The sequence below is a fragment of the Defluviicoccus vanus genome, from assembly GCF_014672695.1.
GTDB classification, from domain to species: Bacteria; Pseudomonadota; Alphaproteobacteria; order Rhodospirillales; family Defluviicoccaceae; genus Defluviicoccus; species Defluviicoccus vanus.
In genome coordinates this window covers 3,141,862-3,167,326 of record NZ_CP053923.1, presented here as the reverse complement: position 1 = coordinate 3,167,326, position 25,465 = coordinate 3,141,862, and the positions used below count along the sequence as shown (strand labels likewise).

Below are 25,465 nucleotides of genomic sequence, written 5' to 3'. Positions count from 1 at the left end.
CAAATCAGCCGCAGATTGGCAACAGTCTCACTCTACAAATAGGTCACGACGACAAAACCGGCGACGATCAATGCAACGAAGGCGGTCGTCACCCAGGTCAGGTAGCGCTCGATAAAGTTGCGAATCGGTGGGCCAAAATAGCGCAACAACGCCGCGACAAGAAAAAAGCGGGCAGAGCGCGTCACCAGTGACGCGAAGGCGAACACCAGCAGATCGAAATGGGCGACACCGCTGGCGATGGTCACCAGCTTGTAGGGAATCGGCGTCAACCCTTTGATCAGAATGATCCACATCCCCCAATGCTGGAATTCATCGCGAAAGCGGTCGAAAGCCGCCTGATAGCCATAGAACTCGACGATGTGCCGCCCGACACCTTCATAGAGATAATAGCCGATGGCGTAGCCGAAGAAGCCGCCAACTACCGAGGCGATGGTGCAAACGGTGGCGATGAGCCAGGCGCGGCGCGGTTGCGCCAGGACCATGGGAACGATCATCGCATCCGGCGGAATGGGAAAGAAGGAGCTCTCGGCGAAGGAAACCGCGGCAAGCCATTTCAGCGCCTGCGGGCTTTCGGCCGCACGCATCACCCAGTCGTAAAGGCGGCGGAGCATCGCGCTTCCTTTGATTCAGATGGCCGGTTGTCATTGAGCCGGCTTGGTTGCGGAGAGAGAGGTGGGGGGAGCTTCGCCCCCGGAGGTGGCTGCGCCTGCTTATAGCAGGAATTCGTTACGACGAAGTGTCGAGCGAGAGGCCGCCAACATTTCGGTCGCTACCGTTGCGCAGCCGTCCCGTTCGCTTTTCCCTCGTGCTTCGACCAGGTGCTGATTCGATCAATGCCGATTGATCAATGCCGATTGATCAATGCTGGTTGATCAATGGCTGGGGCCCTGCGGTTCCGTCTTCGCCGGCGCGGCGGCTGTTGCGGACGCCTTTTTCGCTTTCCTGGCCTGTCTGCTTTCCGCCATNNCCGCTCCATGATGACGTAGAACACCGAAACGAACGGAATGGCGAGCAGGGTCGAGGCCAGCATCCCGCCAACGACGACGGTACCGAGGGCCTGTTGGCTCGCTGCGCCGGCACCACTTGCGATCGCCATCGGCACGACGCCAAGGATGAAGGCAAAGGAGGTCATGATGATCGGCCGGAACCGCCGCCGTGTCGCCTCGATGGCCGCATCGACGATGGGCATGCCTTCCGCTCGCAACTCGCGGGCGAACTCGACGATGAGAATCGCGTTCTTGGCGGCGAGCGCGATCATCAGCACCAGACCGACCTGGGTGTAGAGGTTGTTGTCGAACTTGCGGACCATCAGCGCCAAAAGGACGCCGACCAGCGCCATCGGCACCGTCAGGATAACAGCGGCGGGGCTGGACCAGCTCTCGTACTGCGCCGCCAACACCAGGAACACCAGTATCAGCGACAGGGCGTAGATGAAGTAGGCCTGATTGCCGATTTGTCGCTCCTGGAAGGCGGTTGCCGTCCAATCGAAAGACATGCCGGCGGGGAGCGTGTTCGCCGCCACCTGCTCCATCAGCTCAAGTGCTTCACCAGAACTGAAGCCTGGCGCAGCAGCACCGAACACCGCCGCCGCGGGATAGAGGTTGTAGCGCGTCACCAGTTCGCTGCTTAGGATCGTCTCGATCGTCAAGAGCGTCCCAAGGGGCACCACCTCCCCCTTGTTGTTGCGTACATACAGCGACTTGATGTCGTCCGGTGTCAGGCGATAGGCCGCGTCCGCTTGGACGTAGACCTGAAACACCTGGTTAAACTTGTTAAACAGGTTGACATAAACCGAGCCGAGATAGGCGCTGAGCGTGTCGAACACGCTCTTCATCGGAATGCCGAGGGATTCGGCTTTGGTGCGGTCGATATCCACGAAAAGCTGCGGGCTTCGCGCACTGAAGGTGGTGGCGAGCCCGACGAGGCCCGACTGCGAACTGGCCGCGCGAATCAGCTCGTGGGTTGCCGCATCCAGCTCGACCAATCCGTGCGCCGCTCGGTCTTCAACCATCATCTGGAAGCCGCCGGCCTGGCCTAGTCCGCGGATCGGCGGCGGAATCAGAACGATGTTGAGGCCATCCTGAATGGCACCCAGCTTCTTGCGCAGGCTGGCGACGATGTGAGCCTGGCTCAGATCCGATCCTCGCTCCTTCCAGTCCTTGTAGGGAACGAAGGTGGTGATCGCGGTCGACAGATTGGCGTTGTCGAGGATCGAGAGGCCGCCGATGGTCACCCAGCCGGCGACACCGGGTTCCTTGGAAACGATGTCGCTGATCTTGTCGGCAACGGCGCGGACGCGTGGCTGCGCCGCTCCGTCAGGTAGCCTGCTGGCGATAATGCAGTACCCCTGATCCTCGGTGGGGAGGAAGCCGCTCGGTTGCTGGGTGAACTGCCAGCCGGCAAGCGCAATGATGCCGGCGAACACCAGCGCCATCAGCTTGGCCCGGTGCGCCATCCAGCTGACGATGCCGATATAGAAGCGCTCGATCGCCTCATAGACCTTGTTAAAGCCGCGATAGAACGCGTTCGGTTGGCTCCCCGGCTTTTTCGCCCGGAGGTAGAGGGCACACTGCGCCGGCTTCAACGTCACCGCGTTGATCGCGCTGATCACCGCCGTCGCCGCGATGACCAGAGCGAACTGACGGAAAAGCTGGCCGGTGATGCCGGGAAGAAACGCCGCCGGCAGGAACACCGCGGTCAGGACGAGGGTGATGCCGATCACCGGACCGGTCAACTCCGACATCGCCTTGATTGCCGCGTCATGCGGCGTCAGACCCTTCTCAATATAATGCGACGCATTCTCAACAATGATGATCGCGTCGTCGACGACGATGCCAATGGCAAGAATGAGGGCGAACAGCGTCATCAGGTTGATGCTGAAACCAAGCGCCGCCATTGCCGCAAAGGCGCCGATGATCGTCACCGGAACCGTTGTCGCGGGAACAAGCATCGCCCGGAAGTTCTGCAGGAACACGGTGATAACGATCAGCACCAGGATCGCCGCCTCGAACAGCGTATGATAGACGGAGCTAATCGCCGACTGGACGAACTTGGTCGTGTTGTAGACCGAGGCGTATTTCATCCCCGGCGGAAAGGACTTGCTCATCTTCTCGACTTCGCTCAACACCAGTTTGGCGGTGGCGAGGTCATTGGCACCCGGCAGGGTGTAGAAGACGAGGTGTGCCGCAGGTTTGCCGAAAACCTGCGAGAAGCCGGTGTAAGTCTGCTGACTGAGTTCGACGCGGGCCAGGTCCTTGATGCGGACGATCTGCGCCGTCTCGCCGCGCACGCTCTTGACGATGATGCTCTCGAACTCTTCTACATCGGAGAGCCGGCCAAGCGCGTTGACGGTGAATTGGAAGACTTGGTCCTTCGGCACCGGCGGGCCGCCCAGCTGCCCCGACGCCACCTCGATGTTCTGACCCTTGATCGCGTCCTGCACGTCGAGGGTCGTCAGGCCGTAGTACTTGAGCTTGTCGGGATCGAGCCAGACCCGCATCGCGTACTTGCCGGCGCCGCGCACCGCCACCTGGCCGACACCCGGCAGCCGCGCCAGCGGGTACTGCATGTTGATGATGGCGTAATTGGCAAGGAACGTGTCGCTATATTTCTCCGGGTCATCCGAATAAAGATTGACCACCAAAAGGATGTTGGTGCTGACCTTGCGGACGGTGATGCCCTGGCTGTTGGCGGCGGCGGGCATCTGTGCCAGGGCGCTGTTGACGTAGTTCTGCACCAGCGAGAGTGCGGCGTTCTGGTTGCTGCCGACCTCGAAGCTGATCGTCAGCGTGTAGCTGCCGTCGCTGCCGCTGGTCGACGACATGTACATGGCGCCTTCGACGCCGTTCACTGCCTGCTCGATCGGGATGCCGATCGTCTTTGCCACGGTCTCGGCGCTGGCGCCGGGGTAGCTGGTCGTCACCTGGATCGTCGGCGGGGTGATCTCCGGGTATTGCGCGATTGGCAACTTGATGATGCACACCGCGCCGATGATCATCGTGATGATGGCGATGACGTTGGCGAAGATCGGATGTTCGATGAAAAATTTCGACATCGCCGGTGCTCGCTCAGCCGCCGCTGCCGGTGCTGCTAGGCGGCTTCGCCGTCGCCTCCGCCTCTTGCGTCACCGGCTTCACCTCCCGGCCCGGGATGGCACGCAACAGGCCGTTGATGATGACCCGCTCATCACCGTTCAGGCCTTCCGCCACCACTCGCTTCACACCGAACAGTTGCCCGAGCTTCACCCCGCGCCGCTCGACGACGTTCTTGTCATTGACGACGAGAACATAGCGGCCGAGTTGGTCGGAGCCGAGCGCCACCTCCGGAATGAGCAGCGCCGACGGATTCTGGCCGATTGGCATTTGAATGCGGGCGAACAAGCCGGGAACGATATAACGATTCTGGTTAGGAACGACGGCACGCACCAGCAACGTACCGGTGGAGGGATCGACGGTAATGGCGGTGAAATCAATCCGTCCTTCGTGCGGATAGCCGTCTTCGTTGGCGAGGCCGATGAACGCGGGTATCAGTTGGCTCCGATAATCGGGCGCGTTGCTATCCAGGCGCAGCTTCTTCACCCGCATCAGATCGAGTTCATTGATGGTGAAGTATACGTAGATCGGGTCGATGTGGTTGATTTCCGCCAGGACGGTGTCGCTGCCACTGCCAACCAGATTGCCGACGTCGACCAGATGCCGGCCCATGCGGCCATCGAACGGCGCCACAACCCGGGTATAGCTGACGTTCAGCTTCGCCAAGTCCACCTGCGCCTGCGCATTGATCAGCGCTGCCTTGGCGCTATCGCGTTGGAAGCGCCATTCGTCCACCTGCGTTGCCGGCGCCGCTTTCTGTTGAAACAGTTTGGTATAGCGGGCGAATTCTGTTTCGGCGTGATCCAGCGCCGCCTGCTGGGTGAGCACTTCGGCTTCCGCCTGCTGCTGCTGCGCGNNCCGATACTGTTCCGGCTGGATGGTGAACAGGAGGTCGCCCTTCTTGACGTCGGCGCCGTCCTGGAAGTGGATGCCTACCAGATAGCCTTCGATGCGCGCCGGCAGCTGGACGGTAGAGATCGCCTGGGTATTGCCGGTGAACTGCAGGTAGTTGGTCACTGCCTCCCGGCTTGGCGTCGCCACCGTCACCTCCGGCGGCGGCGGCGGCACATAGGCATTCTTTTCCTTGCAGGCGGCGACAACGACCAGAGTCAACAGCGACGCCAGCAGTCGGAGGGAGGTGCGCTGATGCGCGCGTCGCCGAGCAGGTTGGACGTTTACCATTCGGGTACTCGCACCTTTGCGCTCACATCCTCGGCCCCCGGCAGGGCGGGGACGCTCGGTTGCAGCAGGTTGACCGGCGTCAGAACATTGCCCCAGTCGGTCCGCTTCGCCATCGCTTCCTGGACCTCCGGCGGCAGGAAGTCCCGCCCCTCGCGGATTTGCCAGCCGCCACCGAGGGCGCGATAGGTGAGGATCAACCCCTGCGGAATGTCACCCGACGCCAGCACCAGTTGGTTCTGAGCGCTGAGCTGATCCTGCTGCGCCGTCAGCACGGTGGTGAAATCAACGATACCTTCGCGGTATTGCAGAATCGAAAGATCGAGCGAGCGCTTGGCGGCGCTGGCGGCGCGCGCCTGCAATACGGTGCGCTGCTGCGATTGGAGGAACTGGGCCAAACCGTCTTCAACCTCGCGCTGCGCCTGCAGCACCGTGTTCTGGTAGGCGAAAATACTTGCCTGGAACGCTGCGTCCTGTGTTCGCACCTGGTTGGTGATCTGGCCGTAGTTGAGAATGTTCCATTGCACCGCCGGGCCGACTGACCATTGCCGCGCCTTGCTGGTGAAGATGTCGCTGAGGTCGTAGGTACTCCAGTCGCTGCCGAGGTAACCGAAATTACCGGTGAGCGACAGCGAGGGATAAAGCGCCGCCTTCTCGAAGCCAATGCGCGCGTTCTGCGCTACCGCCTGCAACTCCGCCTGGCGGATGTCCGGGCGACGCCGCAACAGGTCGGCCGGAATACCCACGGCGACATCCTTCGGCGCCTGCGGGATCCCATGTCCAGCGGACAACAGGTTGTTCAGAGGTGTCGGCGGCATGCCGAGCTGCAGCGCCAAGGCATTCTTCGCCTGCTGCAACTGCTGTTCGATCTGCGGAATGCTGGCTTCGGTCGAAGCCAGAACCGTTTCCGCCTGCGCCACGTCGCGTTCGCTGGTGGCGCCGCCTTCGAAGCGCGCCCGGGCGATTTCGAGCGATTCCTTCTGGATGCGCACGTTCTCGCGTGCAATCGCCAGCTGCTCCTCCAGCGTTCGGATCGTCACATAGGTCGAGGCAACGTCGGCGGTCAACGTAACCAGGACGTTATCGTAGTTGGCAACTGACGCGAGGAAGAGCGCATCGGCGTTCTGGATCGCCCGGCGGAACTTGCCCCAGAAGTCCACTTCCCACGACAGACCGATTCCCAGCGACGCCTGGGTGAAGGTGAAAAGGTCCGAGTTGCCGGTTGTCGCGAACGGCGCCTTCTGGCTTTGCCGGGTGTAGGCGAGGTCACCGGTCGCCTGCTGCTGCTGCGGATAGAAGTTGCCAACCGCGATGCCGAGCTGAGCGCGCGCCTGCAGCACCTGCGCCCCCGCCTGCATCAGCGACAGGTTTTGCTGATAGGCGATATCGATCAACTGATTGAGGACCGGATCGTTGAAAACGGCCCACCAGACGCGATCATCCTGCCGCTCGGTGACAACGCCTTCGGTGCCGGCTTCGAGCCATTGATCGGCCACGTGGGTGCTTGGTGTCTGATAGTCCGGCCCAACCATGCAGCCGCTGACACCAATAAGCGTTGTCAGGAGGGCAGCGATTGTTCGACCTTGCCTCGGCCGCTTGCCAAGCTGTGACCTATGCACGCGACATCGCCCTGGTTGTTGACTAGGGAAGTCGTAAAGGAGGCAAAGGGGCGAAGTCAATTGTCGGCATGTCCGCAGGGCTTTTTAGCAAACGCCAGCGTCGTGCAATCGCACCCCTTGCCTAATGACCAGCGATTGCAAATAATCGCCGCTTTTTTCCAGGCAAGGCAGGTCGGATGAGCGCAGCGCAGCCGCAGGTCGGCATGGTCATGGGCAGTCAATCGGATTGGGCGACGCTGCGCCATGGGGCGGAAACGCTGGCGCAGCTTGACGTGCCGCATGAGGTACGCATCGTGTCGGCGCACCGGACGCCGCAGCGTCTGGTGGAGTACGCGACCGGCGCGCGGGCGCGCGGACTGCGGGTGATCATCGCCGGGGCGGGTGGCGCTGCCCACCTGCCGGGCATGCTGGCGGCGCTGACGCCACTGCCGGTATTCGGGGTTCCGGTGGAGAGCCATGCGCTGAAGGGCATGGACAGCCTGCTGTCCATCGTCCAGATGCCGGCAGGGGTGCCGGTGGGCACGCTGGCCATCGGCAAAGCCGGCGCCATCAATGCGGCACTCCTCGCCGCCGCGGTGCTGGCACTGACCGACGAGCGGATCGCCACCGCACTCGATGCCTGGCGTGAACGTCAGACCGCGGCAGTTGCATTGGTCCCCGTTGACGAAGGAAACGCGACCCAGCCATGAGTGCAACACACGCTCGNNCATGTTGCCCCCGGATCGGTGATCGGCATTCTCGGCGGCGGGCAGTTGGGGAGGATGCTGGCGCTGGCGGCGGCGCGGCTTGGCTATCGCTGTCATATCTTCACTCCTGAGGTGGAAGCGCCGGCGGTGCAGGTGACCGATCGCTGCACCATCGCTGCCTACGACGACAGCGAGGCGCTCGCCCGCTTTGCTGCCATCGTCGACGTCGTCACCTACGAATTCGAGAACATTCCCCTCGTCGCCGCCGAACTGGTGGGACGCTTGACGCCGGTGCACCCGAGTCCACGCGTCCTCGCCATCTGTCAGGACCGGATCGCCGAGAAGCGCTTCCTCAACGGCATCGGCGCCCCCGTGGCGGCTTTTCGTGCCGTCGCCTCCGCCGACGATCTGAGCATCGCCATCGACGACGTGGGCCGGCCGGCGGTGCTCAAGCTGGCCAGGCTCGGCTACGACGGCAAGGGACAGTTCATGCTGCGACAGCAGACGGCGGCAGAGGCCTGGCAGGCCATCGCCCCTGGCGCCCCCGGCGCCGCGCCGTCGATGGTGCTCGAGCGCTGGATCGACTTCACCATGGAACTGTCAGTCATCGTCGCCCGCACTGTCGGTGGCGCGACCGCCGCCTACGTGCCGGTGGAGAACATCCACGCCAACCATATCCTCAAGCGCACCATCGCCCCGGCGCCGCTGCCTGAGGCGGTGGCGGAAGACGCGGTGATGTTGGCACGCCGCATCGCCGATGCGTTGCAACTGGTGGGCCTGCTCGCGGTGGAGATGTTCCTCACCCGTGACGGTCAGTTGGTGGTCAACGAACTGGCGCCGCGCCCGCACAACTCAGGCCATTGGACCATTGACGCTTGCGTCGTTTCGCAGTTCGAGCAGTGCGTCCGCGCCATCACCGGCCTGCCGCTCGGCGACGCCGCCCGCCACGCCGATGCGGTGATGGAAAACCTGATCGGCGACGAGATCGAACGCTGGGTGGACCTGGTCGGCGACCCCGCAGCGCACGTTCATATCTACGGCAAGCACGAAGCCCGCCCCGGCCGCAAGATGGGCCACGTCACCTGGCTCAAACCCCGAGGGTGACCGCGTTCGCTATAATAGCGGCATGCGAAGCGGACATTCGGGGCATTGCACGGACACGATCGCAACAGACTTCCTTCTTACGCCGGAGGCGTTAAGGAGCTCTTGCCGAGTGGCAAGCAGACCGTCCTGTCAAACCGCACCCAGCGGGCGAAAAGCTACATCGCAAAAGCGAGCCTGCTGCGCATAACCGGTCGAGGTCGCTTTGTCGCCACCCAGCGCGGACAGAACAGGCCTATGACGATGCGCAGCACATCGGTGCAGGTCACGTGGACAGTGCTTGGACGATGAACCGCTGCCGCAATAGGCAACGGCCGATGGCTGCACAAACTTGCGACGCTGCTTGGCCGTCCGTGCGTTGACAACCTTCGCTATAGCGCCCTAATTATACGCCCTTGCACGCTGGGCCGGTTTGCAACACCGGCCCGAACTGTTTTGGGAGGCCAGGATGCAGCCGGCCGTTATGGCGACGTATGATCGTTTCGATCTCGCGTTCGAGAAAGGGGAAGGCCCTTACCTCTTCGCGACGAACGGTCGACGTTACCTGGATTTTGGCGGTGGCGTCGCGGTGACCGCCCTCGGCCATTGCCATCCGCATCTGGTGGCAGCGCTGGAACGACAGGGCAAGCTGCTTTGGCATTGCTCGAACCTGTACCGCATCCCCGAACAGGAGCGGCTGGCCGCACGGCTTACGGCGGCAACCTTTGCCGATGCGGCGTTCTTCTGCAACTCCGGCGCCGAGGCGGTGGAGTGCGGGATCAAGCTGGTGCGCAAGTTCCACGACCTCAACGGCGCGCCGGACCGCTATCGGATCATCGGCTGCGAAGGCTCATTCCACGGCCGCACCCTGGCGACGATCGCTGCCGGCGCCTCGCCCAAGTATCGCGAAGGCTACGCGCCCGACGTGGACGGTTTCGATCACGTGCCATTCGGCCATATTGCCGCCGTCGAAGCGGCGATCACCCCGCAGACGGCAGCCATCCTGGTGGAGCCGGTGCAGGGCGAAGGTGGCATCAACGTCGCCCCCGCCGGCTACCTCAAGGGGTTGCGCGCGCTTGCCGACCGGCACGGTCTTCTCCTCTTCTTCGACGAAATCCAGTGTGGCATGGGTCGCACCGGCCGGCTGTTTGCCTACGAATGGGACGATGTGGCTCCCGACCTGATGGCCGTCGCCAAAGGCCTCGGCGGTGGCTTCCCCATCGGCGGCTGTCTCGCCACCGCCGCGGTGGCATCCGCCTTTTCCTTCGGCAGTCATGGCAGCACCTTTGGCGGCAACCCGCTTGGCTGCGCCGTGGCCAATGCCGTTCTCGATCTTGTGAACGACGAGGGCTTCCTTGCCGATGTCCGCGCCGTTGCCACGTCGCTGCAGCAAGGACTGCAGCAGATTGCCACCAAACACCCGGGCGTCCTCGCCGCGGTGCGTGGCAAAGGGCTGATGCTGGGATTGAAATCGGTGGTGCCGAACCGGATGCTGATCGACCGGCTGCAGCAGAACGGCCTTCTCGCCATTCCCGCTGCCGACAACGTGGTCCGCCTGCTGCCGCCGCTGATTATTGGCGCGGCCGAGGTGAACGAGGCCGTCCGCATCATCGAGCAGAGCTGCACCGAGTTGGCGGCGAAAGCGGCCTGAGATGACAACTCCCCTCCACTTCCTCGACCTCGACCGCTTCGACCGGGCCACGCTGCGGCGCATTCTCGTCCGCGCCGGCGAACTGAAAGCGCGGCACAAGACGCGCGCGGACGCGGCCCTGCTGGAGGGTCGGGCGCTGGCGATGATTTTCGAGCGGCCGTCGACGCGTACCCGCGTCTCCTTCGAGCTGGCGATGCTGCAGTTGGGTGGTCACTCGCTGCTGCTGACGGACAGCGAGTCACAGCTCGGCCGCGGCGAGACCATGGCCGATACGGCACGCGTCCTCTCCCGCTACGTGGATGCGATCATGATCCGCACCTCAGACCAGCGCAAACTGTGGGAACTGGCTGAACACGCGACGGTTCCGGTGATCAATGGGCTGACCGATCAGTCGCACCCCTGCCAGTTGATGGCCGACATCATGACCTACGAGGAGCATCGCGGCAGCATCGAGGGACGCACCGTCGCCTGGAGCGGTGATGCCAGCAACGTCGCCCGCTCGTGGGTGCACGCTGCGGTCCGCTTCGGCTTTCGGTTGCGCCTCGCCTGCCCGCTACCGCTGCAGCCCGGAAGCCCGCTGCTCGACTGGGCGCGCAGTGAAGGTGGCGACGTCACCGTCACCGAGCGGCCCGAGTTGGCGGTGGCCGACGCGGATCTGGTGGTGACCGACACCTGGTTCTCCATGGGGATCGAGCAGGCGGAGGTGCGCCAGACCCAGCTCCTGCCCTACCGGGTGGACGAAGCGATGATGGCGCTGGCGAAGCCTGATGCGTTGTTCATGCACTGCCTGCCGGCGCACCGGGATCAGGAGGTGACGGCAGCGGTGATTGACGGTGCGCAGTCGGTGGTCTGGGACGAGGCGGAAAACCGCCTGCACGCCCAGAAGGGCATCCTCGCTTGGTGCCTAAGCTGAGCAACGCGCCTGCCGACGCCATCCTGCGCCGAACATCTGTCATGGGCGTGGTAGACTACGGCCCCTTCGGTGATTACGTCCTGCCGTTCCAGATCGAGACCCCGGGTATTCGCGGTCGGCTGGTTCGTCTCGGTCCAGCGGTGGAGGCCATTGCCGGCCCCGATCGCTATCCGCCAGCCGTCGCCATCATCCTCGCCGAGACGCTGGCGATGGGGGCGGTGCTGGCGAGCGGGCTGAAGTACGACGGTATTTTTACCCTGCAGTTGCAAGGCGACGGTCCGGTCGACATGGTGATGATGGACCTCCGCAGCAACGGGGACATGCGCGGCTATGCCCGCTTCGATGCCGACCGGCTGGCCGCCGGCAGCATTGTCGCCTCGGGTCCGGTGCCGCGGCTGATCGGCGCCGGACAGATGCTGTTCACCGTCGATCAGGGCCCGAATACCGAGCGCTACCAGGGAGTGACGCCGCTCGAGGGGGCGACGGTCGGCGAGTGCGCCCACGCCTACTTTCACCACTCCGAGCAGGTCCAGACCGCCATCTGCCTTGCCGCTGCCGACGCCTCGTTGCCACAGGAGCGACCGCGGGCTGCCGCATTGATGCTGCAACGGCTGCCGGCGGCGGCGCCCGAAGGCGTCATCGACCCATTCCTGTCCGATAGCGACGACGATTGGCGACGAGCCGTGGCACTCCTCAGCAGCGTATCACCAGCGGAGCTGCTGTCGGCTGACCTCGATGACGAGCGGCTGCTGTTCCAGCTGTTCCACGAAGATGGGGTTCGCATCTATCGACAGCGGCCGCTTCGCCACCGCTGCCGGTGTTCGCAGCACCAGGTGGAGGTCACCTTGCGCGCCTTTCCCAAGGCAGAAATCGAGGCATTGATGGTCGATGGGCGGATCACGGTCACCTGCGAATTCTGCAAGCTCACCTATGCCTTCGATGCGCCAGCCCTCGACCGGCTCTATGCGACGCGCTAGGCGCCACGCGAGGCGGCTACCGCGGCGGGCGGCGCGGACGGCAATGCTGCTGTCGTTGCTCGTGGCCCTCGCCAGCGGCTGTTCGCCGGCGCGAACGCTCGACTCGGTGCACGTGTTGACCGATGTGCAGGCGGGCTCCAGCCCAAGCGAATTGAAGAAGGAGACGGTGCGACCGACCCGCGATCAGATCGTCTACGCCGTCGATGGGCGCCGACGCGACGCTGACCTGTACCGCCCCAACTTTCAGCCCATTCTCGCCGACATGGTACTTGTGCCCGGGCTGACCCGGCTTGGCCGCGACGATCCCCGGGTCGTTGCCTTCGCCACCACCATGGGACGGGCCGGGTTTCGCGTCCTCGTCCCCGATCTGCCGAACCTGCGCCGTTTTCAGGTGAGTGGCACCGACACCGTTACCATCGCCGACGCCATCTGCTTTATGCAAGCGGAGCCAACGGGGCGTCCGCTGGGTGTGGGGGCAGTATCCTTCGCGGTCGGTCCAGCCGTGGGCGCCTTGTTCGAGCCCGAGGCGCGGGATCGGGTGGATTTCTTGCTTACCGTCGGCGGGTATCACGACATGACGGCGCTGATCACCTACGTCACCACCGGCTACTATCGCGCCAGTGCCGACGCGCCGTGGCAGTATCGTGAGCCGAAACGGTACGGGCGCTGGCTGTTCCTCCTCACCAACGCCGCCCGCCTCCAGGATCAGGAGGACAAGCTGACGTTGATCGAGATGGCCGACCGCAAGCTCAACAATCCCGATGCCAAGGTCGACGATCTGGCAACGCAGTTGGGAGCGGAAGGTCAGTCGGTCTATGCCCTACTGACCAACACCGATCCGGATCGGGTGCCGGCGCTGATCGATGCTCTGCCGCCATCGGTGCTGCACGAGATGAATGCGCTCGACCTGAAGCAACGCCGGATCGCCGACCTCGACACCCGCTTTATCCTCGTCCATGACGCAGACGACCGAATCATCCCTGCCGACCAGAGCCTAATCTTCGTCCGCAACGCCAATCCCGGCCACGCCGAAGCATTCCTGGTCCAGGGGCTGGACCACGCTCAGCCGAAGGAGATCAGCTGGTGGGACGCTAAGGGCCTGGTGGCTGCGGTTTACGCGGTGTTGCAGGAGCGCGACACAACTGCGCCGCCTCGCCCACCTTGCGCCGGGGTGCAGACGCTGGTGCCGCCCTCACCGCAGGCGCCAGGGGCTGCGATCAATTGATGGTCTGGGCGGAGTCGCCGACGAAGGAAAGACAAGCGGCGGCGATCGGATCAGCAAAAGCGAGGAGGATAGCAAGCACTGCGGTACCGATTACGGCAGCGATGACGCCGTACTCGACGGCATTGGCGCGCGGTTGCAGGGCAAAAAGCTTATCCATGTACCGGAGGAGCATTTTCAATTACCGCTTCTTAGCGTGAACCCTGTTGGATGGCTGGGACACTAGGCGAATTACGTGCCTAACGTCAAAAGCGATTTGCGATTTTCTGCTAATCGCTTGAATGCATTGCATGGATTTCTTAGTACCAACCCGTGCGGGGCAATTCTACCCACGTTCCGCAGTGTTACGAGCGCGAATCACTTCACAGCTTAGCGTTACGTTTCGAGAAAACAACGCCGATTCGGTATCGTAAACCCTAACCAGCATCGGCCCGATACAGCCACGGCAGAGCGCTTCCGGCCAACCGAGCCACTGCGGCGGTTTACGAAACCTACGCTGGCGACGCAAGAGGCGGGCGGCGCTCGTCGTCGGCTTGCTGCGCCCAGACCCGAGACGTTGCAGAAATGCGACACACGCCTGCAACTGCCGGGCGGTGACGTACTCGTCCGCCTGATGCGCCTGCCGCGGGCTGCCAGGACCGCAGATGACCGTCGGCAGCCCGATCGCCTGGAGAAAGCCGGCCTCCGATGCGAAGGGAACGGTGGTGGGCGGACCATTGCCCGCCCAGGAGACAGTGGTCGCCGCCAGCGCCACCGCTTCGGCGGTGTCGGGCGGCGTCAGCGGCGGCACCAGAACCCGGCGCACCGTTTCGATCCTGGCCTCAGGCGCTCGCCGGCGCATGTCGGCCAGCAGTTCATCGGTGACGAAGGCGTTGAAACGCGACTCCACCGCCGTCACNGGTAAATCCGGCGCCGGCCGGCATTCCCAGTCGAGGCGGCATTCGGAGGCGATGATGTTGACGGCGCTGCCGCCGGTAAGCACACCGACGTTGAGCGTCGTCGTCAGCACACCGTCGTCATCACCGGCGATTTCCGGGGTCCCTGGCGCCAGGCTGTTGGCGAAGGCATCGAGCCAGACGACGCAGCGCGAGGCGGCAACGATGGCGCTCGCCCCCGAAGCCGGCAGGCCACTGTGACCGGCACGCCCGTGCACCGTCGTCGTGTAGGTAGCGATGCCGCGGTGGGCGGTCGCCACCCGCATTTCGCTCGGTTCGCCAACAATGGCGAGCGCCGGCAACGGCAACCGCTGCTGCAGCACGGCCACCAGATCCGGTGCGGCAAGGCAGCCCACCTCCTCGTCGTAGGAAAGCAACAGGTGGATGGGAACCTGCAGCGGAGCACGGGCGAATTCGGGCAGCATCGCCAGCACCGCGGCAATAAAGCCCTTCATATCGGCGGTGCCGCGACCGACCAGCCGCTCGCCTCGCTCCACCAGGGTAAAGGGTTGGCTCCGCCAGAGTTGCCCATCCACCGGTACCGTATCGGTGTGGCCGGATAGGATGACGCCACCGGCCCGTAATGGGCCGATGCTGGCGAGGAGCCCTGCCTTCTTACCCGTGGCGTCAGGGAGAATGTGCGCAGTGACGCCGACGGCGGCCAGACATTCGGCAACCAGATCGATCAGCGCCCGGTTTGAGCCATGCGAGGTGGTATCAAGCGCCACCAAGGCCCGCATATGCCGAACGACACTGGCAAGATCGCTCATCGCTTCACCGTGCCAGATCGCTCCACCGGCGCCGCCAGCGGCACGGCGCCCGGCGCCGCATTCAAGCGAGCAGACCTTCGCCGCCGGTGGTCTTGCCGATCATCGCCATCAGTTCGCGGCGCGTCGCCTGATCGTCGCGGAAGGCGCCCAGCATCCGGCTCGTGGTCATCACCACGCCCGGCTTGTGCACGCCGCGGGTGGTCATGCATTGATGCGCCGCCTCGATCACCACCGCCACCCCCTTGGGTTCGAGGATCTCGTTGATCGCATTGGCAATCTGCGCCGTCATCTTCTCCTGGATCTGCATCCGCCTTGCGTAGATGTCGACGACGCGCGCCAGCTTGCTGATGCCGACGACGCGGCGGTGCGGCAGATAGGCGACGTGGGCGCGACCGATGATCGGCGCCAGATGATGCTCGCAGTGGGATTCGAAGCGGATATCGCGCAGCAGGACGATCTCGTCGTAGCCATCAGTTTCCTCGAAGGTCCGGCGCAGAATCTCTTCCGGGTCGGCTTCGTAGCCGGCGAAGAACTCGGCGTAGGAATTGACCACGCGCCGCGGCGTGTCGCGCAATCCCTCGCGGTCCGGATCCTCGCCGGCCCAGCGAATTAGCGTCCGCACCGCAGCCTCCGCCTCAGCGCGCGCCGGACGCCCCGCCGTAGCACCAACGCCAGTGGGCGCAGCGCAACCAGAGGCATCTGCCTCGGCCGCCTCAGGGTCAATAAAACTGACGCTCATGCCGGCACGTCTCCCACCGATCTCCGTGACTGCCCCCTGCGCCCCCGGTGTTCGTCAACCGTTCAATGGACGACAACACGGTGGTGGGGACTGTCGAGCGAGAAGGCCGGGATGTCCACGTCAAACTGCTCACCGTTTTCGGCGCGCATCTGATAAGTGCCGACCATGACGCCAAACGGCGTGCCGAGGGGCGTGCCGCTGGCATATTCGAAAGATTCTCCCGGTCGCAGCACCGGCTGCTGGCCGATGACGCCCTCGCCTCGCACGTCGTGCACGTGGCCGTTGGCGTCGGTGATTTGCCAATGCCGGGTGACCAACTGGACCGTCTCCTGCCCGCCGTTTTCGATCCGGACATGATAGGCCCAGACGAAATGCCGGGAGTCGGGCGCCGACTGCTCCTCAAGAAACACCGGCTTGACGACGACGGTGATATCCCGGGTGGTTGCGATGTAATGCGCCGGCTCGGTGGCTGTGAATGACATCGCGTTAAAACCTCCTTCGCCATCGACAGACACTGTCGATACGTTACGTGCGGCTAAAGATGAACGCCTCGGCGCCGATTGTCCAGCGTGGCCCGGAAGGCGGCCAACGCGGCCGCCGGCAGCTCGCCGCTGCCTTCAGCGAGCGGCACAGGAGGCACCACCGAGGACACAGAACTGAGCGCAGAAGGGATGGTTGAGTTTCACCGGACGCTGCGCCTCTGCCAACGTCGTTCCCATCTCAAAGGCGGGATCATAGGGCAGCAGCGTACAGGAAACCACGGTTGGCGCCGCAGCGCCTTTGCGCTTCACCACCATGCGCGACGACGCACACATCATTGCATCGGGTGAAACACCGAGAATGTTCCAGCAGCGGGTAGTGATCTCGGGTACATCCCGCGCTAGGTCCATTTCCGGGAACAGCATCAGGGCGACGGGATCGTCGGCATCAATGGCAATGCCTTCGGCGGCGAACAGGCGGGCGTACGCCGCTCGCTCCACCGCCGCATCCTCCGCCCACCGGGTTCGTCCGGCAACGTGGACGCGAAAGTCGTGCGCGACGAGCCAGCGCAGCCCTGCCAGCATCGTCTCCCAAGTCCCCTTGCCACGCAGCGCCTCATGCAGCACCGGCGTCGGGGAATCAATGGACACCCGCATGGTCAGCGCCGTCCCGAAACGCTGCACCAGGGCAAGCAGCTCAGTCTGGCGCTGCTGCATCGGCTTCATCGCGTTAGTCAGCACCAGCGCGCGCAGATCGCGGCCGAGCACCTCCGCCAGCATCGTCGGCAGCGCACGGTTCATGAACGGCTCGCCACCGGTGAAGCCGATCTCCACCACCGGGAAGCGCTCGCGAGCGCCCTCGTCCAGATACTGGCGCACCTCCGCCAGCGTCAGATAGGCCAGTCGATCGTTGTGGGGCGATGATTCAATATAGCAGTCAAGGCAGGCGATATTGCACAGGCTGCCAGTGTTAAACCAGAGCGTACTGAGCGCAGTTGGCGCAACCACGGCGCGGACTTCGCCCTTGGCCGTCCAGTCCGGATCATGAAATTTGCCCGGGGCGCCCGGTTCGGGCGCCTGGAGCGTGGTATCGGGCATCGGCACCTGCCTTGTTGGTCGGAGTCGTCAGTCAGATGGCAATCCAGGCGCCGCTCGCAACTGACATTCGCGTTAACCGCAGCAAAGCCCTCGCCCTTGCCTGCGCCTCGCAGACGCTCTATAGATTCTTGATGCGCTGGCTGCGAGCGCGCGGGTGTAGTTCAATGGTAGAATGAAAGCTTCCCAAGCTTTAGGCGAGGGTTCGATTCCCTTCACCCGCTCCAATCGCACTGTTTGGATGGTTGCTTTTCGGCTAGCGGCTATCCTCGGTGCCGCCCATGCCATCGCCGCTACGGCGGCGGCGATAGGCGCGCAGTTCGCTGATGAGCGTGCTCCTTCTCCCCGTCTGCTCCGCGTCCGTTTTCGCGTGCCCTAGGTCGTCCTTATCGTCGCCGTCGCCTTCACGTCGCTGGCGGTTGCCAAGTGAGACAATGGCAAGGCCGATAAAGATAAACACACAGCCGGTGATCCAAACGGGAACGCGGTAGGCCGCCAGAACGCCATCGGCGAGCAGTCGTGCCGCCAATGCTCCCCCAAAAGCGATCGCCGCCCCGGCAAGCCAGAAGGCATACCGGGGCGCACGCCGAAACATGGTCACTTGCTACCGAGAGTCTCTGCGGGACTAACCGATACCGCGAACCAGCGTCACCAACACTGCAGCGAAGATGGCGCTGGTGATCACGCCGCTGATGTTGGCACCTAGCGCATGCGGCAGGATGATCGATTCGGGGTTCACCGCCGAAACGGTCTTCTGTGCCACCTTCGCCGTCGTCGGCACGCAACTGACGCCGGCGATACCGATCACCGGGTTATATTTGCCGCCAGAGATGAAGTAGAGAACATATCCGCCGATCAGCCCGCCGATGGCGGAGAAGGTCAGCGCCAGGATACCGAGGACGAGGAGGATCAACACCGTCGGATGAAGGATGGTATTGGCTTCGCATAATACGCCAAGGGTAAGACCAAGGAAGAACGTTGCCCCGTAGAGAACCTGGTTGCTGAACAGTTCGTAGAAGTAAGTCAGCCCGCTTTCACGGACGATCACCCCAAGGAACAAAGAGAGGAACAACGGCGCCGCGACAGGGAACAGTAGACACAGCGCAACACAGGCGACCACTGCAAAAACAAGCTTTTCCGTCGCCGAGATCGCCCGGACCTTTTCCGGTGGCATGGCGATGCCGCGGATCTTGGCCGGCACCAGCGCCTTGATCAGGTAAGGATAGCCACCATACGTCAGCCCGAGATACAGGTAGCCGACGACGGTGATCGGCACGAAAATCTTTGGTGCGAGGATCAGGGCGGAGAACAGCACCATCGGCCCGTCGGCGCCGCCGATTGTCGCCGTTGCCGCTGCCTCGTTGATGGGCAGCCCCATCCAGACGCCGACCGGCAACGCCACTAGCGTGCCCAGCTCGGCGCAGATGGCGATAAACATGCTCCGAAACGGTCGCTGCATGACGAAGCCCACATCGAGCAGCGAACCGATGCCGAGAAAGACCAGACAGGCGATGAGACCGTTAGAAAACATCAGTGTGTAGACAGGCTGCAGCCAGTTGATCTGCAGCACGTTAATAACGGCCGCTGGCTCGCTCACCAGCGGATCGAGGAACAATGTTCCCATCCGGCCGTGTTCGAAGAACAGGACACCGGCGTTGACCGCGGCCATGCCGAGTCCCATCGGGATCATCAGCAGTGCCTCAAGCACACCCTTCTTACCCAGGTAGATCAGCAGGAAGCCAAACAAGATAAGGCAAATTCGTCCGATCAGAATCTTCGGCGGGGAGGCAACGAGAGTGGCAATCCCCTGAAAGAGCGACAGAAAGTCAACATCGGCCATCTCGGCCCCCTTTCAGATTAGGAAATCGTCATCAGGGACTGGCCGGCGTCCACCGCATCACCCACTTTGACCGGGATTGCCGATACGGTACCGTCGCGGTGCGCCGAGACCGCCGTCTTCATCTTCATCGCCTCGATGGTGGCGACCCTGTCACCGGCCTTCACCGCATCGCCGATCTTGACGCAGATCTCGACGACGACACCACCAAGCGGCGCCAGTTTGTCACCATCGCCGCCGCCGCCCGTTGCTGCTGGTGCGGCGGTTGGAGCCGAGGGAGGCGGTGCCACCGTCGCGGCACGCGGCGCCTGAGCCGCCGCCATCGTTCCGGGTGCAGGATAGAGTGTACCGCCGCTGTCATCAGTGAGATCCTCGACCAGGACGTCGTAGATCTTGCCGTCAACGGTGATGCGCAAGTGCTTCATCATGGTTCAAATTCCTTAAAGCAGAGCCGTTACCGGCGCTCCATGCGTGGCGTGTGCGATGTATGCTGCCGGGTTCGAATTTCCGTCGTCCAACCAAAGCCGGGCTTGGCTTCGCCGATATAGACCAGACGATGCGCGCCCAGCATCGCATACACTGCGGCGCCGATGGCAGCAGCGATGGCAGCATTCTCGTCACGTGCTGGCGTGACCGAAACCATGACTGGAGTCGGCAGCGGGGCGGCTTTCTTAGCCTGAGTCCTGGCGAGGATGACGACGATAGCTCTGATCATCAACGCGGAGAGCACCGCGATGACCGCCATCAGCCCGTAAGCAAACAAGGCGGTATGGATGGCTAAGTTGAGTGCGGAGTCCGTCACTACGCTTCTCCCCAATCCAGGATGCCCAGGCCAAGCCTGGCGATGGGCATCCACGTGGTCGGTATCATTGCGGACAACCCGCTCACAGCGGGATGAGGCCGTGCTTCTTCGGCGGCCGCAATTCACGCTTGGTGAGGAGTTTGCGCAGCGACAGTGAGACAACCGAGCGGGTCAGCTCCGGATCGATGATGTCGGTGATATAGCCCTTCGATGCCGCGAGATAGGGAGAGGCAAATTCGGCCCGGTACTCGTCGATGAGCTGCTTGCGCTTCGCCTTCTGCTCGTCGGGATCTTTGATCTCCTTCAGCTCGCGGCTGTAGAGAACATTGACCGCACCTTCGGCGCCCATCACCGCAATCTCTGCCGTCGGCCAAGCGAAGACCACGTCCGCACCCAGTTCCTGGCTGCACATGGCGAGGTAGGAACCGCCATAGGCCTTGCGACAGACGATGGTGATCTTCGGCACCGTGCAGGCAGAGTACGAAAACAGCAACTTCGCGCCATGCCGGATGATGCCGCCCCGCTCCTGTTCGATGCCGGGCTGGAAGCCGGGGACATCGACGAAGGTAACGATCGGGATGTTGAAGGCGTTGCAGAAGCGGATGAACCGCGCGCCCTTGTCCGACGAATCGATGTCGAGACAGCCGGCCTTTTCCATCGAGTTGTTGGCGACGACGCCGACGACGATGCCCTCGACGCGGCCGAAACCAACGATCAGGTTACGGGCGAAGCTGGCGTGGACCTCAAGCAGGTCGCCGTTGTCGAGGACGCGACGGACGATGGCGTGCATGTCCATCGGCTGCGACGGGTCGGACTGAACCAGCGCGTCCATCCCTTCGTCCGGCCCGAAATCGATCTCCGGATGCGGGGCGTGCGGCGGATCCTCGGTGTTGTTGTTGGGCACGAAGCTGAGGATGCGCTGAGCAATGGCGATCGCCTCGGCATCGTTCTCGGCCACGAAGTGGACATTGCCGCTGACCGAGGCGTGCATGTCGGCGCCGCCCACGTCTTCCATCCGCACCTCACGGCCGGTGACCGCCTTGATCACCTGCGGGCCGGTGATGAACATCTGTGCGTTGGTCCGGGTCATGATGATGAAGTCCATCAATGCCGGCGAATAGGATGCTCCACCAGCACACGGCCCGAGAATCACTGCAATCTGCGGCACCACGCCCGACAGATTAACGTTGCGGTAGAACACCTCACCGTAACCGGAGAGGGCGTCCACCGCCTCCTGGATGCGCGCACCGCCGGAGTCCTTGAACCCCACAAGCGGCGTGCCGTTCTTGAGCGCAGTATCCATCGCCCAGACGATCTTGCGCGCATGCATCTTTCCGAGCGTTCCGGCTACGACTGTGAAGTCCTGGCTGAACGCAGACACNACCTGACGACCGCCGACATAGCCGGTGCCGACGATCACCCCGTCTTCCGGTATGTCCTTATCGGCCATCCCGAAGTGGGTGCAGGTGTGCTTGATGTGCGCGCCATACTCCTGAAACGTGTCCGGCGTGAAGAAAGTCGTCAGACGCTCGCGCGCCGAGAGCAGGCCCTTTGCGTGCCTCTCCTCGATTTTCTTCTTGCCGCCACCAGCGTGAATCACTTCCCGCCGTTCGGTCAGCCGTTTGCGGAGTTTGCTGTCGAGTGACATAGATAACCCCGTCCCCTATGTTTGAGGCGATCGGCCTCTGCCGTCGCCCCATGCCCTTAATTCTGCAGCCGAGTACGCATCCGCGACCCGACCACACTCAGTCGTACATTCGCAGGGAGAAATCCCACCTGACCGCGATCCACTCTCAGAGACTCAAGAGCAACTTCATCTCATTTTTGCAATATACGACCCGTTTGCATCGGACCATAGGGGCGGTGATCCGTGGTGTCAAGCAAACCTTAGGGTTGATCGCGCCTAGACTATAGTCGAACTCGCTGTGATTGCTACCGATAGTGGCCTTGATGTAGAAGCACTTGCTGCATCGCAGCAAATCAAAACGTTGCCTTCGCTTTACCTCTACCCGGGGAAGATCTCGTCAAGCGGCGGCGCGAATAAAGATCGACGCCGCGTAATGCGTGCACAAAAACGTCATCAGCTTTTCAATTGACTTCGAACTGACAGACAAAGCAAGCTTCGGCACAAAATCTGACGTGCCTTGCGCATCCTGTGCCGAGCTACGGCATAGTAGCGAACAAGATCTGCCTTATAGACGGTTCGTTTCCGTAGGTATGGTGCTGCCCAAATCGTTCAGGGGCAAGTTAAATGAGGAATAACTATGGCGACGGGTACTGTTAAATGGTTTAACACCTCAAAGGGTTATGGGTTTATTACTCCAGACCAAGGTGAAAAGGACGCCTTCGTCCATGTTTCGGAGTTGGAGCGTTCCGGCATGGGGCCGCTGACCGAAGGGCAGCGGGTCACCTTCCAACTCCGCCGCGAGGCCAAGGGGCTGAGGGCGGTCGATCTGGCACTGAGCGACTGAGCACAGCATTCGTCGGCTCGAACCAGCCGCTGCGGCGCTAACCGCCAGCGATGATGTGAAAGCGTTCCATGTCGTGAAAACGAAAGCGTAGCGATCGACAATACTGAAACGTCACCACAGGCAATGCGCTAGTAATTGCATTGGTAAATTGACGACAGGCCAGACCTGATCACAGCGTCAGTCGAACTTCGATTGTGCCAGGATCTTCGAGGCTGGCCTTTTTCTGAAACTTCAGTAGATCGCAAATCTTCAACATCGGCTTGTTCTCACGCAGAACCTCGCCGTAGATCTCCTTGAGGCCGCGTCGACGCGCGTAATCGATGATGCGCCGCATCAACAACGGCCCGAGACCAAGACCGACCATATCGCTTTGCAGCATGATGGAGTATTCGGCTCGCTCATTATCGGCATCGGCGCTGACATGCACCGCACCNGAAGATGGGGCTTTTGCCGGGGTTCCCGGTTCGGCCAGTACCAGAGCCATCTCGCGGTCGTAGTCGATCTGTGTCATCCGCGCAGCGAGCGGATGCGTCAGCGCCTTCTTCGGGGCGAAGAAGCGCATCCGCACGTCGCGTGGCGACAACTTGCTGAACAGATCCTGGAATGCCGGCTCGTCCTCCGGCAACACCGGGCGGAGCAGAAACGTCCGGCCGTTGGGCAGCTCCAGGGTCTCTTCCAACTCCTTCGGATAGGGGCGGATGGCGAGGCGCTGCGTTGCCGATCGGGTAGGCTTGGCGACGCGGATCTTGGCATCCAGGGCGATGACGCCGAAGCGGTCGCCCACCAGCGGATCGATCACCAGTTCGACCACTTCGGCCAGATCGATCACCAGTTGCGCCACCTTGATCAGCGTCAGTGCCACCTGGTCGATCGCCGCCGCCGGCTGGTCGCCGCCGCCGTCGAGCATGCGGACGATGCGGGTCCGCCGGATCACGTCGCGCGCCAAGTGCATGTTGAGCGGCGGTAGCGCGACGGTCACGTCGTCCATGCACTCGGCGCCCCGGCCACCGGGACAGAAGGAAATCACCGGTCCGAACTGGCTATCATCGACGACGCGGATCGCAAGACTCACCCCGTCGGGGCGGAAAATCATCGGCTGCACGGTGAAACCATCGAGGCGCGCCTGCGGCGCGTGCAACTTCACCCGCTCGTGCATCGACTGAGCGGCGCGCTGGACGCCGGACGGGGAACGAATATCGAGGATGATGCCGTCCACCGCGGTCTTGGAGAGGATATCCGGCGACAGGATTTTCAGCGCTACCGGGCCGCCAAAGATCGCCGCCGCCGCCGCCGCCGCCGTCGGGTCCTGGGCGACATGCGTCGAGACAACCGGAATGGCGTAGGCGAGCAGCACGCCCATGGCCTCCGGCTCCGTCAACCAACTGCGTCCCTGTGCCAGCACGNNTTGGCGCACGATCTGTTGGGCCGCCGTCCGGTCGGGGCTGAAGTCCTCCGGCACCGAGGGCGGCGTCTGCGTCAGCATCTTCTGGTTACGGTGATAGGTAACCATGTGCATGAACGCGCGCGTCGCCCGTTCGGGAGTAGGATAGGTGGGAATGCGGTGCTCGGTCAGCAACTGACGCGCTTCTTGTCCTGCCGTCTCTCCCAACCAGCAGGTGAGGACGCTGGCGTTGCTCCCCTTCAGCGTCGCCACCACCGCCCGCGCCGCATCGACCGGGGTCACCATGCCCGAGGGCGAGTGCAGCACGAGAATGGCGTCCGAATCCTTGTTGCCGAGGAGAACCTTGAGCGCCTGGCCGTAGTGGTCAGCCGGCGTATTGCGGGTGATATCCACCGGGTTAGCATGCGACCAGTCGCACGGCAGGAATGCATCCAGCGCCGTCAGTATCTCTGGCGGGAGTTCGGCGAGGCGGCCGCCATGTTCGAGCAGGGCGTCGGAGGTGAGAATGCCAACGCCGCCACCGTTGGTCAGGATGGTCAGTCTGTCACCGCGGGCCACCCGACCGATGCCCAGTGTTTCGACGGCCCCGAACAACTCATCGATGCCCTGCACCCGCAGCATGCCAGCGCGCCGGAACGCCGCATCGTAGACGGCGTCCTGGCCGGTCGAGCCCCCGGTGTGCGACGAAACGGCACGCGCCGAGGCCGGATAGCGCCCGGACTTGACAACAATAACCGGCTTGACCCGCGCCGCTGCGCGNCGTGCGGCAGACATGAATTTTCGCGCATCGGTGACGGTTTCCATATAGAGAAGGATGCCGCGAACATCCATCTCGCCACCGAGGAAGTCGAGGAGATCGCCGAAATCGACGTCAACCATGTCGCCCAGCGAGATAAAATGGGAAAAGCCGATGCCGCGCGCCGCCGCCCAATCCAGCACCGTCGCCACCATGGCGCCCGATTGGGCGATGAACGCAAGATGACCAGGTTTCGAGGTGAGCGGCGCTACGCTGGTGTTCAACCCGATCGCCGGTGCCAGGATACCGAGGCAGTTGGGTCCGAGGATGCGCAGCGTGTGCGGCCGGGCGGCATCGAGCATCGCCTGCTTCAGCGCGTCGCTCTTCTCCTCGCCGAGAAGACTGAAACCGGAACTGATCACCACCGCCGCCCGGGTGCCGCGGGCGCCAAGTTCGTCGATCAGTCCCGGAATGGTCTCGGGCGCGGTCGCAATGACCGCAAGGTCGGGGACGAGTGGCAGCGACGCCACGTTGGGATAGGCGAGCACGCCCTCCACCGCCTTGTCGTTTGGATTGACGGGCATGATCGGCCCGCGGAAGCCGGCATCAAACAAATTGCGGGCAACGACATTGCCGACGGAGAGCGGTTGCCGGCTGGCGCCAATCAGGGCGATAGACCGAGGCTTGAACAGATAATCAAGATTTCGGATGCTCATCGCCCGAATGTCCTTCGACTCGTTCCGCTGATCATGCGACGATTTTTTATCCCGAGGTGGGCCTA

General features: G+C 63.0%; 23 protein-coding genes and 1 tRNA gene. 9 read left to right on the top strand and 15 right to left on the bottom strand.

The genetic code is table 11. The features are described from left to right. Nucleotides 1-32: 32 nt before the first annotated feature. The 4 genes from HQ394_RS14370 to HQ394_RS14355 all read right to left on the bottom strand — a co-directional run bounded on the left by HQ394_RS14370 (nt 33) and on the right by HQ394_RS14355 (nt 6,889). Nucleotides 33-611 carry a YqaA family protein gene (locus HQ394_RS14370; protein ID WP_190260807.1) on the bottom strand — a complete coding sequence of 193 codons (579 nt, stop codon included), beginning with the start codon at nt 609-611 and terminating at the stop codon, nt 33-35. Between the two features lie 233 nt (nt 612-844). Then, on the bottom strand, nt 845-4,054 hold the full coding sequence (locus HQ394_RS14365) for an efflux RND transporter permease subunit (protein WP_190260806.1): 3,210 nt from the start codon (nt 4,052-4,054) through the stop codon (nt 845-847). Between the two features lie 13 nt (nt 4,055-4,067). Then, entirely contained in the window at nt 4,068-5,273 is a 1,206-nt protein-coding gene (locus HQ394_RS14360; protein ID WP_190260805.1) for an efflux RND transporter periplasmic adaptor subunit, read from the bottom strand. Then, nucleotides 5,267-6,889: an efflux transporter outer membrane subunit gene (locus HQ394_RS14355; RefSeq protein WP_263053729.1), complete on the bottom strand. Its 1,623-nt coding sequence runs from the start codon at nt 6,887-6,889 to the stop codon at nt 5,267-5,269. Before HQ394_RS14355 ends, HQ394_RS14360 begins: the two co-directional genes overlap by 7 nt. Before the next feature lie 176 nt (nt 6,890-7,065). On the opposite strand from HQ394_RS14355, the gene purE reads away from it, so the two are divergent. From purE to HQ394_RS14320, 7 genes are all read left to right on the top strand, one after another. After that, a complete protein-coding gene (gene purE / locus HQ394_RS14350) occupies nt 7,066-7,578 on the top strand; it encodes a 5-(carboxyamino)imidazole ribonucleotide mutase (RefSeq protein ID WP_190260803.1) in 513 nt (170 codons plus the stop codon). Beyond that, nucleotides 7,579-8,679: a 5-(carboxyamino)imidazole ribonucleotide synthase gene (locus tag HQ394_RS14345; protein WP_190260802.1), complete on the top strand. Its 1,101-nt coding sequence runs from the start codon at nt 7,579-7,581 to the stop codon at nt 8,677-8,679. It begins immediately after the preceding gene. A 45-nt stretch (nt 8,680-8,724) separates the two neighbouring features. Beyond that, nucleotides 8,725-8,967, top strand: coding sequence for a winged helix-turn-helix domain-containing protein (locus HQ394_RS21235; RefSeq protein ID WP_223291604.1), 243 nt, complete (start codon nt 8,725-8,727; stop codon nt 8,965-8,967). A gap of 157 nt (nt 8,968-9,124) precedes the next feature. Continuing rightward, nucleotides 9,125-10,306, top strand: coding sequence for an aspartate aminotransferase family protein (locus HQ394_RS14335; protein ID WP_190260800.1), 1,182 nt, complete (start codon nt 9,125-9,127; stop codon nt 10,304-10,306). 1 nt (nt 10,307) lies between these two features. After that, entirely contained in the window at nt 10,308-11,219 is a 912-nt protein-coding gene (argF, locus tag HQ394_RS14330; RefSeq protein WP_190260799.1) for an ornithine carbamoyltransferase, read from the top strand. After that, on the top strand, nt 11,207-12,196 hold the full coding sequence (hslO, locus tag HQ394_RS14325; protein ID WP_223291603.1) for an Hsp33 family molecular chaperone HslO: 990 nt from the start codon (nt 11,207-11,209) through the stop codon (nt 12,194-12,196). Before argF ends, hslO begins: the two co-directional genes overlap by 13 nt. A gap of 43 nt (nt 12,197-12,239) precedes the next feature. Then, a complete protein-coding gene (locus HQ394_RS14320; RefSeq protein WP_223291602.1) occupies nt 12,240-13,421 on the top strand; it encodes a hypothetical protein in 1,182 nt (393 codons plus the stop codon). On the opposite strand, the gene HQ394_RS14315 is transcribed toward HQ394_RS14320, so the two are convergent. The 5 genes from HQ394_RS14315 to HQ394_RS14295 form a co-directional block, all read right to left on the bottom strand. After that, entirely contained in the window at nt 13,414-13,599 is a 186-nt protein-coding gene (locus tag HQ394_RS14315; protein WP_223291601.1) for a hypothetical protein, read from the bottom strand. The genes HQ394_RS14320 and HQ394_RS14315 overlap by 8 nt on opposite strands. Before the next feature lie 144 nt (nt 13,600-13,743). Next, nucleotides 13,744-15,123 (bottom strand): acetylornithine deacetylase, encoded by a 1,380-nt coding sequence (gene argE / locus HQ394_RS14310; RefSeq protein ID WP_190260796.1) that lies wholly within the window; start codon nt 15,121-15,123, stop codon nt 13,744-13,746. A 61-nt stretch (nt 15,124-15,184) separates the two neighbouring features. Then, nucleotides 15,185-15,862: a GTP cyclohydrolase I FolE gene (gene folE, locus HQ394_RS14305; protein WP_190260795.1), complete on the bottom strand. Its 678-nt coding sequence runs from the start codon at nt 15,860-15,862 to the stop codon at nt 15,185-15,187. A gap of 62 nt (nt 15,863-15,924) precedes the next feature. Beyond that, entirely contained in the window at nt 15,925-16,344 is a 420-nt protein-coding gene (gene apaG / locus HQ394_RS14300) for a Co2+/Mg2+ efflux protein ApaG (RefSeq protein WP_190260794.1), read from the bottom strand. A gap of 135 nt (nt 16,345-16,479) precedes the next feature. Then, nucleotides 16,480-17,439 carry a radical SAM protein gene (locus HQ394_RS14295; RefSeq protein ID WP_190260793.1) on the bottom strand — a complete coding sequence of 320 codons (960 nt, stop codon included), beginning with the start codon at nt 17,437-17,439 and terminating at the stop codon, nt 16,480-16,482. Nucleotides 17,440-17,589: 150 nt separating this feature from the next. Here HQ394_RS14295 and HQ394_RS14290 point away from each other — a divergent pair. Continuing rightward, nucleotides 17,590-17,663 (top strand) — tRNA-Gly (locus HQ394_RS14290). 29 nt (nt 17,664-17,692) lie between these two features. Here the strand turns inward: HQ394_RS14290 and HQ394_RS14285 are convergent. The 5 genes from HQ394_RS14285 to HQ394_RS14265 form a co-directional block, all read right to left on the bottom strand. Further along, on the bottom strand, nt 17,693-18,031 hold the full coding sequence (locus tag HQ394_RS14285; RefSeq protein ID WP_190260792.1) for a hypothetical protein: 339 nt from the start codon (nt 18,029-18,031) through the stop codon (nt 17,693-17,695). 30 nt (nt 18,032-18,061) lie between these two features. Then, a complete protein-coding gene (locus HQ394_RS14280) occupies nt 18,062-19,276 on the bottom strand; it encodes a sodium ion-translocating decarboxylase subunit beta (protein WP_190260791.1) in 1,215 nt (404 codons plus the stop codon). 17 nt (nt 19,277-19,293) lie between these two features. Continuing rightward, nucleotides 19,294-19,701 carry a biotin/lipoyl-containing protein gene (locus HQ394_RS14275; protein ID WP_190260790.1) on the bottom strand — a complete coding sequence of 136 codons (408 nt, stop codon included), beginning with the start codon at nt 19,699-19,701 and terminating at the stop codon, nt 19,294-19,296. Between the two features lie 26 nt (nt 19,702-19,727). Then, nucleotides 19,728-20,075, bottom strand: coding sequence for a hypothetical protein (locus HQ394_RS14270; protein WP_223291600.1), 348 nt, complete (start codon nt 20,073-20,075; stop codon nt 19,728-19,730). A gap of 82 nt (nt 20,076-20,157) precedes the next feature. Beyond that, nucleotides 20,158-21,723 (bottom strand): acyl-CoA carboxylase subunit beta, encoded by a 1,566-nt coding sequence (locus HQ394_RS14265; protein ID WP_190260788.1) that lies wholly within the window; start codon nt 21,721-21,723, stop codon nt 20,158-20,160. A gap of 616 nt (nt 21,724-22,339) precedes the next feature. Here HQ394_RS14265 and HQ394_RS14260 point away from each other — a divergent pair. Then, a complete protein-coding gene (locus HQ394_RS14260) occupies nt 22,340-22,546 on the top strand; it encodes a cold-shock protein (RefSeq protein WP_190260787.1) in 207 nt (68 codons plus the stop codon). A 169-nt stretch (nt 22,547-22,715) separates the two neighbouring features. Here HQ394_RS14260 and HQ394_RS14255 read toward each other — a convergent pair whose 3' ends face one another. After that, complete coding sequence (locus tag HQ394_RS14255) at nt 22,716-25,400, bottom strand: bifunctional acetate--CoA ligase family protein/GNAT family N-acetyltransferase (RefSeq protein WP_190260786.1); 2,685 nt, start codon at nt 25,398-25,400, stop codon at nt 22,716-22,718. Between the last annotated feature and the right edge of the window lie 65 nt (nt 25,401-25,465).

Coding starts and splice junctions, on each gene's coding strand:
- folE (WP_190260795.1), bottom strand. CDS start 15,862: ATGAGCGTCAGTTTTATTGACCCTGAGGCGGCCGAGGCAGATGCCTCT.
- HQ394_RS14285 (WP_190260792.1), bottom strand. CDS start 18,031: ATGTTTCGGCGTGCGCCCCGGTATGCCTTCTGGCTTGCCGGGGCGGCG.
- apaG (WP_190260794.1), bottom strand. CDS start 16,344: ATGTCATTCACAGCCACCGAGCCGGCGCATTACATCGCAACCACCCGG.
- purE (WP_190260803.1), top strand. CDS start 7,066: ATGAGCGCAGCGCAGCCGCAGGTCGGCATGGTCATGGGCAGTCAATCG.
- HQ394_RS14335 (WP_190260800.1), top strand. CDS start 9,125: ATGCAGCCGGCCGTTATGGCGACGTATGATCGTTTCGATCTCGCGTTC.
- HQ394_RS14275 (WP_190260790.1), bottom strand. CDS start 19,701: ATGATGAAGCACTTGCGCATCACCGTTGACGGCAAGATCTACGACGTC.
- HQ394_RS14320 (WP_223291602.1), top strand. CDS start 12,240: ATGCTGCTGTCGTTGCTCGTGGCCCTCGCCAGCGGCTGTTCGCCGGCG.
- HQ394_RS14295 (WP_190260793.1), bottom strand. CDS start 17,439: ATGCCCGATACCACGCTCCAGGCGCCCGAACCGGGCGCCCCGGGCAAA.
- argF (WP_190260799.1), top strand. CDS start 10,308: ATGACAACTCCCCTCCACTTCCTCGACCTCGACCGCTTCGACCGGGCC.
- HQ394_RS14260 (WP_190260787.1), top strand. CDS start 22,340: ATGGCGACGGGTACTGTTAAATGGTTTAACACCTCAAAGGGTTATGGG.
- HQ394_RS14280 (WP_190260791.1), bottom strand. CDS start 19,276: ATGGCCGATGTTGACTTTCTGTCGCTCTTTCAGGGGATTGCCACTCTC.
- HQ394_RS14370 (WP_190260807.1), bottom strand. CDS start 611: ATGCTCCGCCGCCTTTACGACTGGGTGATGCGTGCGGCCGAAAGCCCG.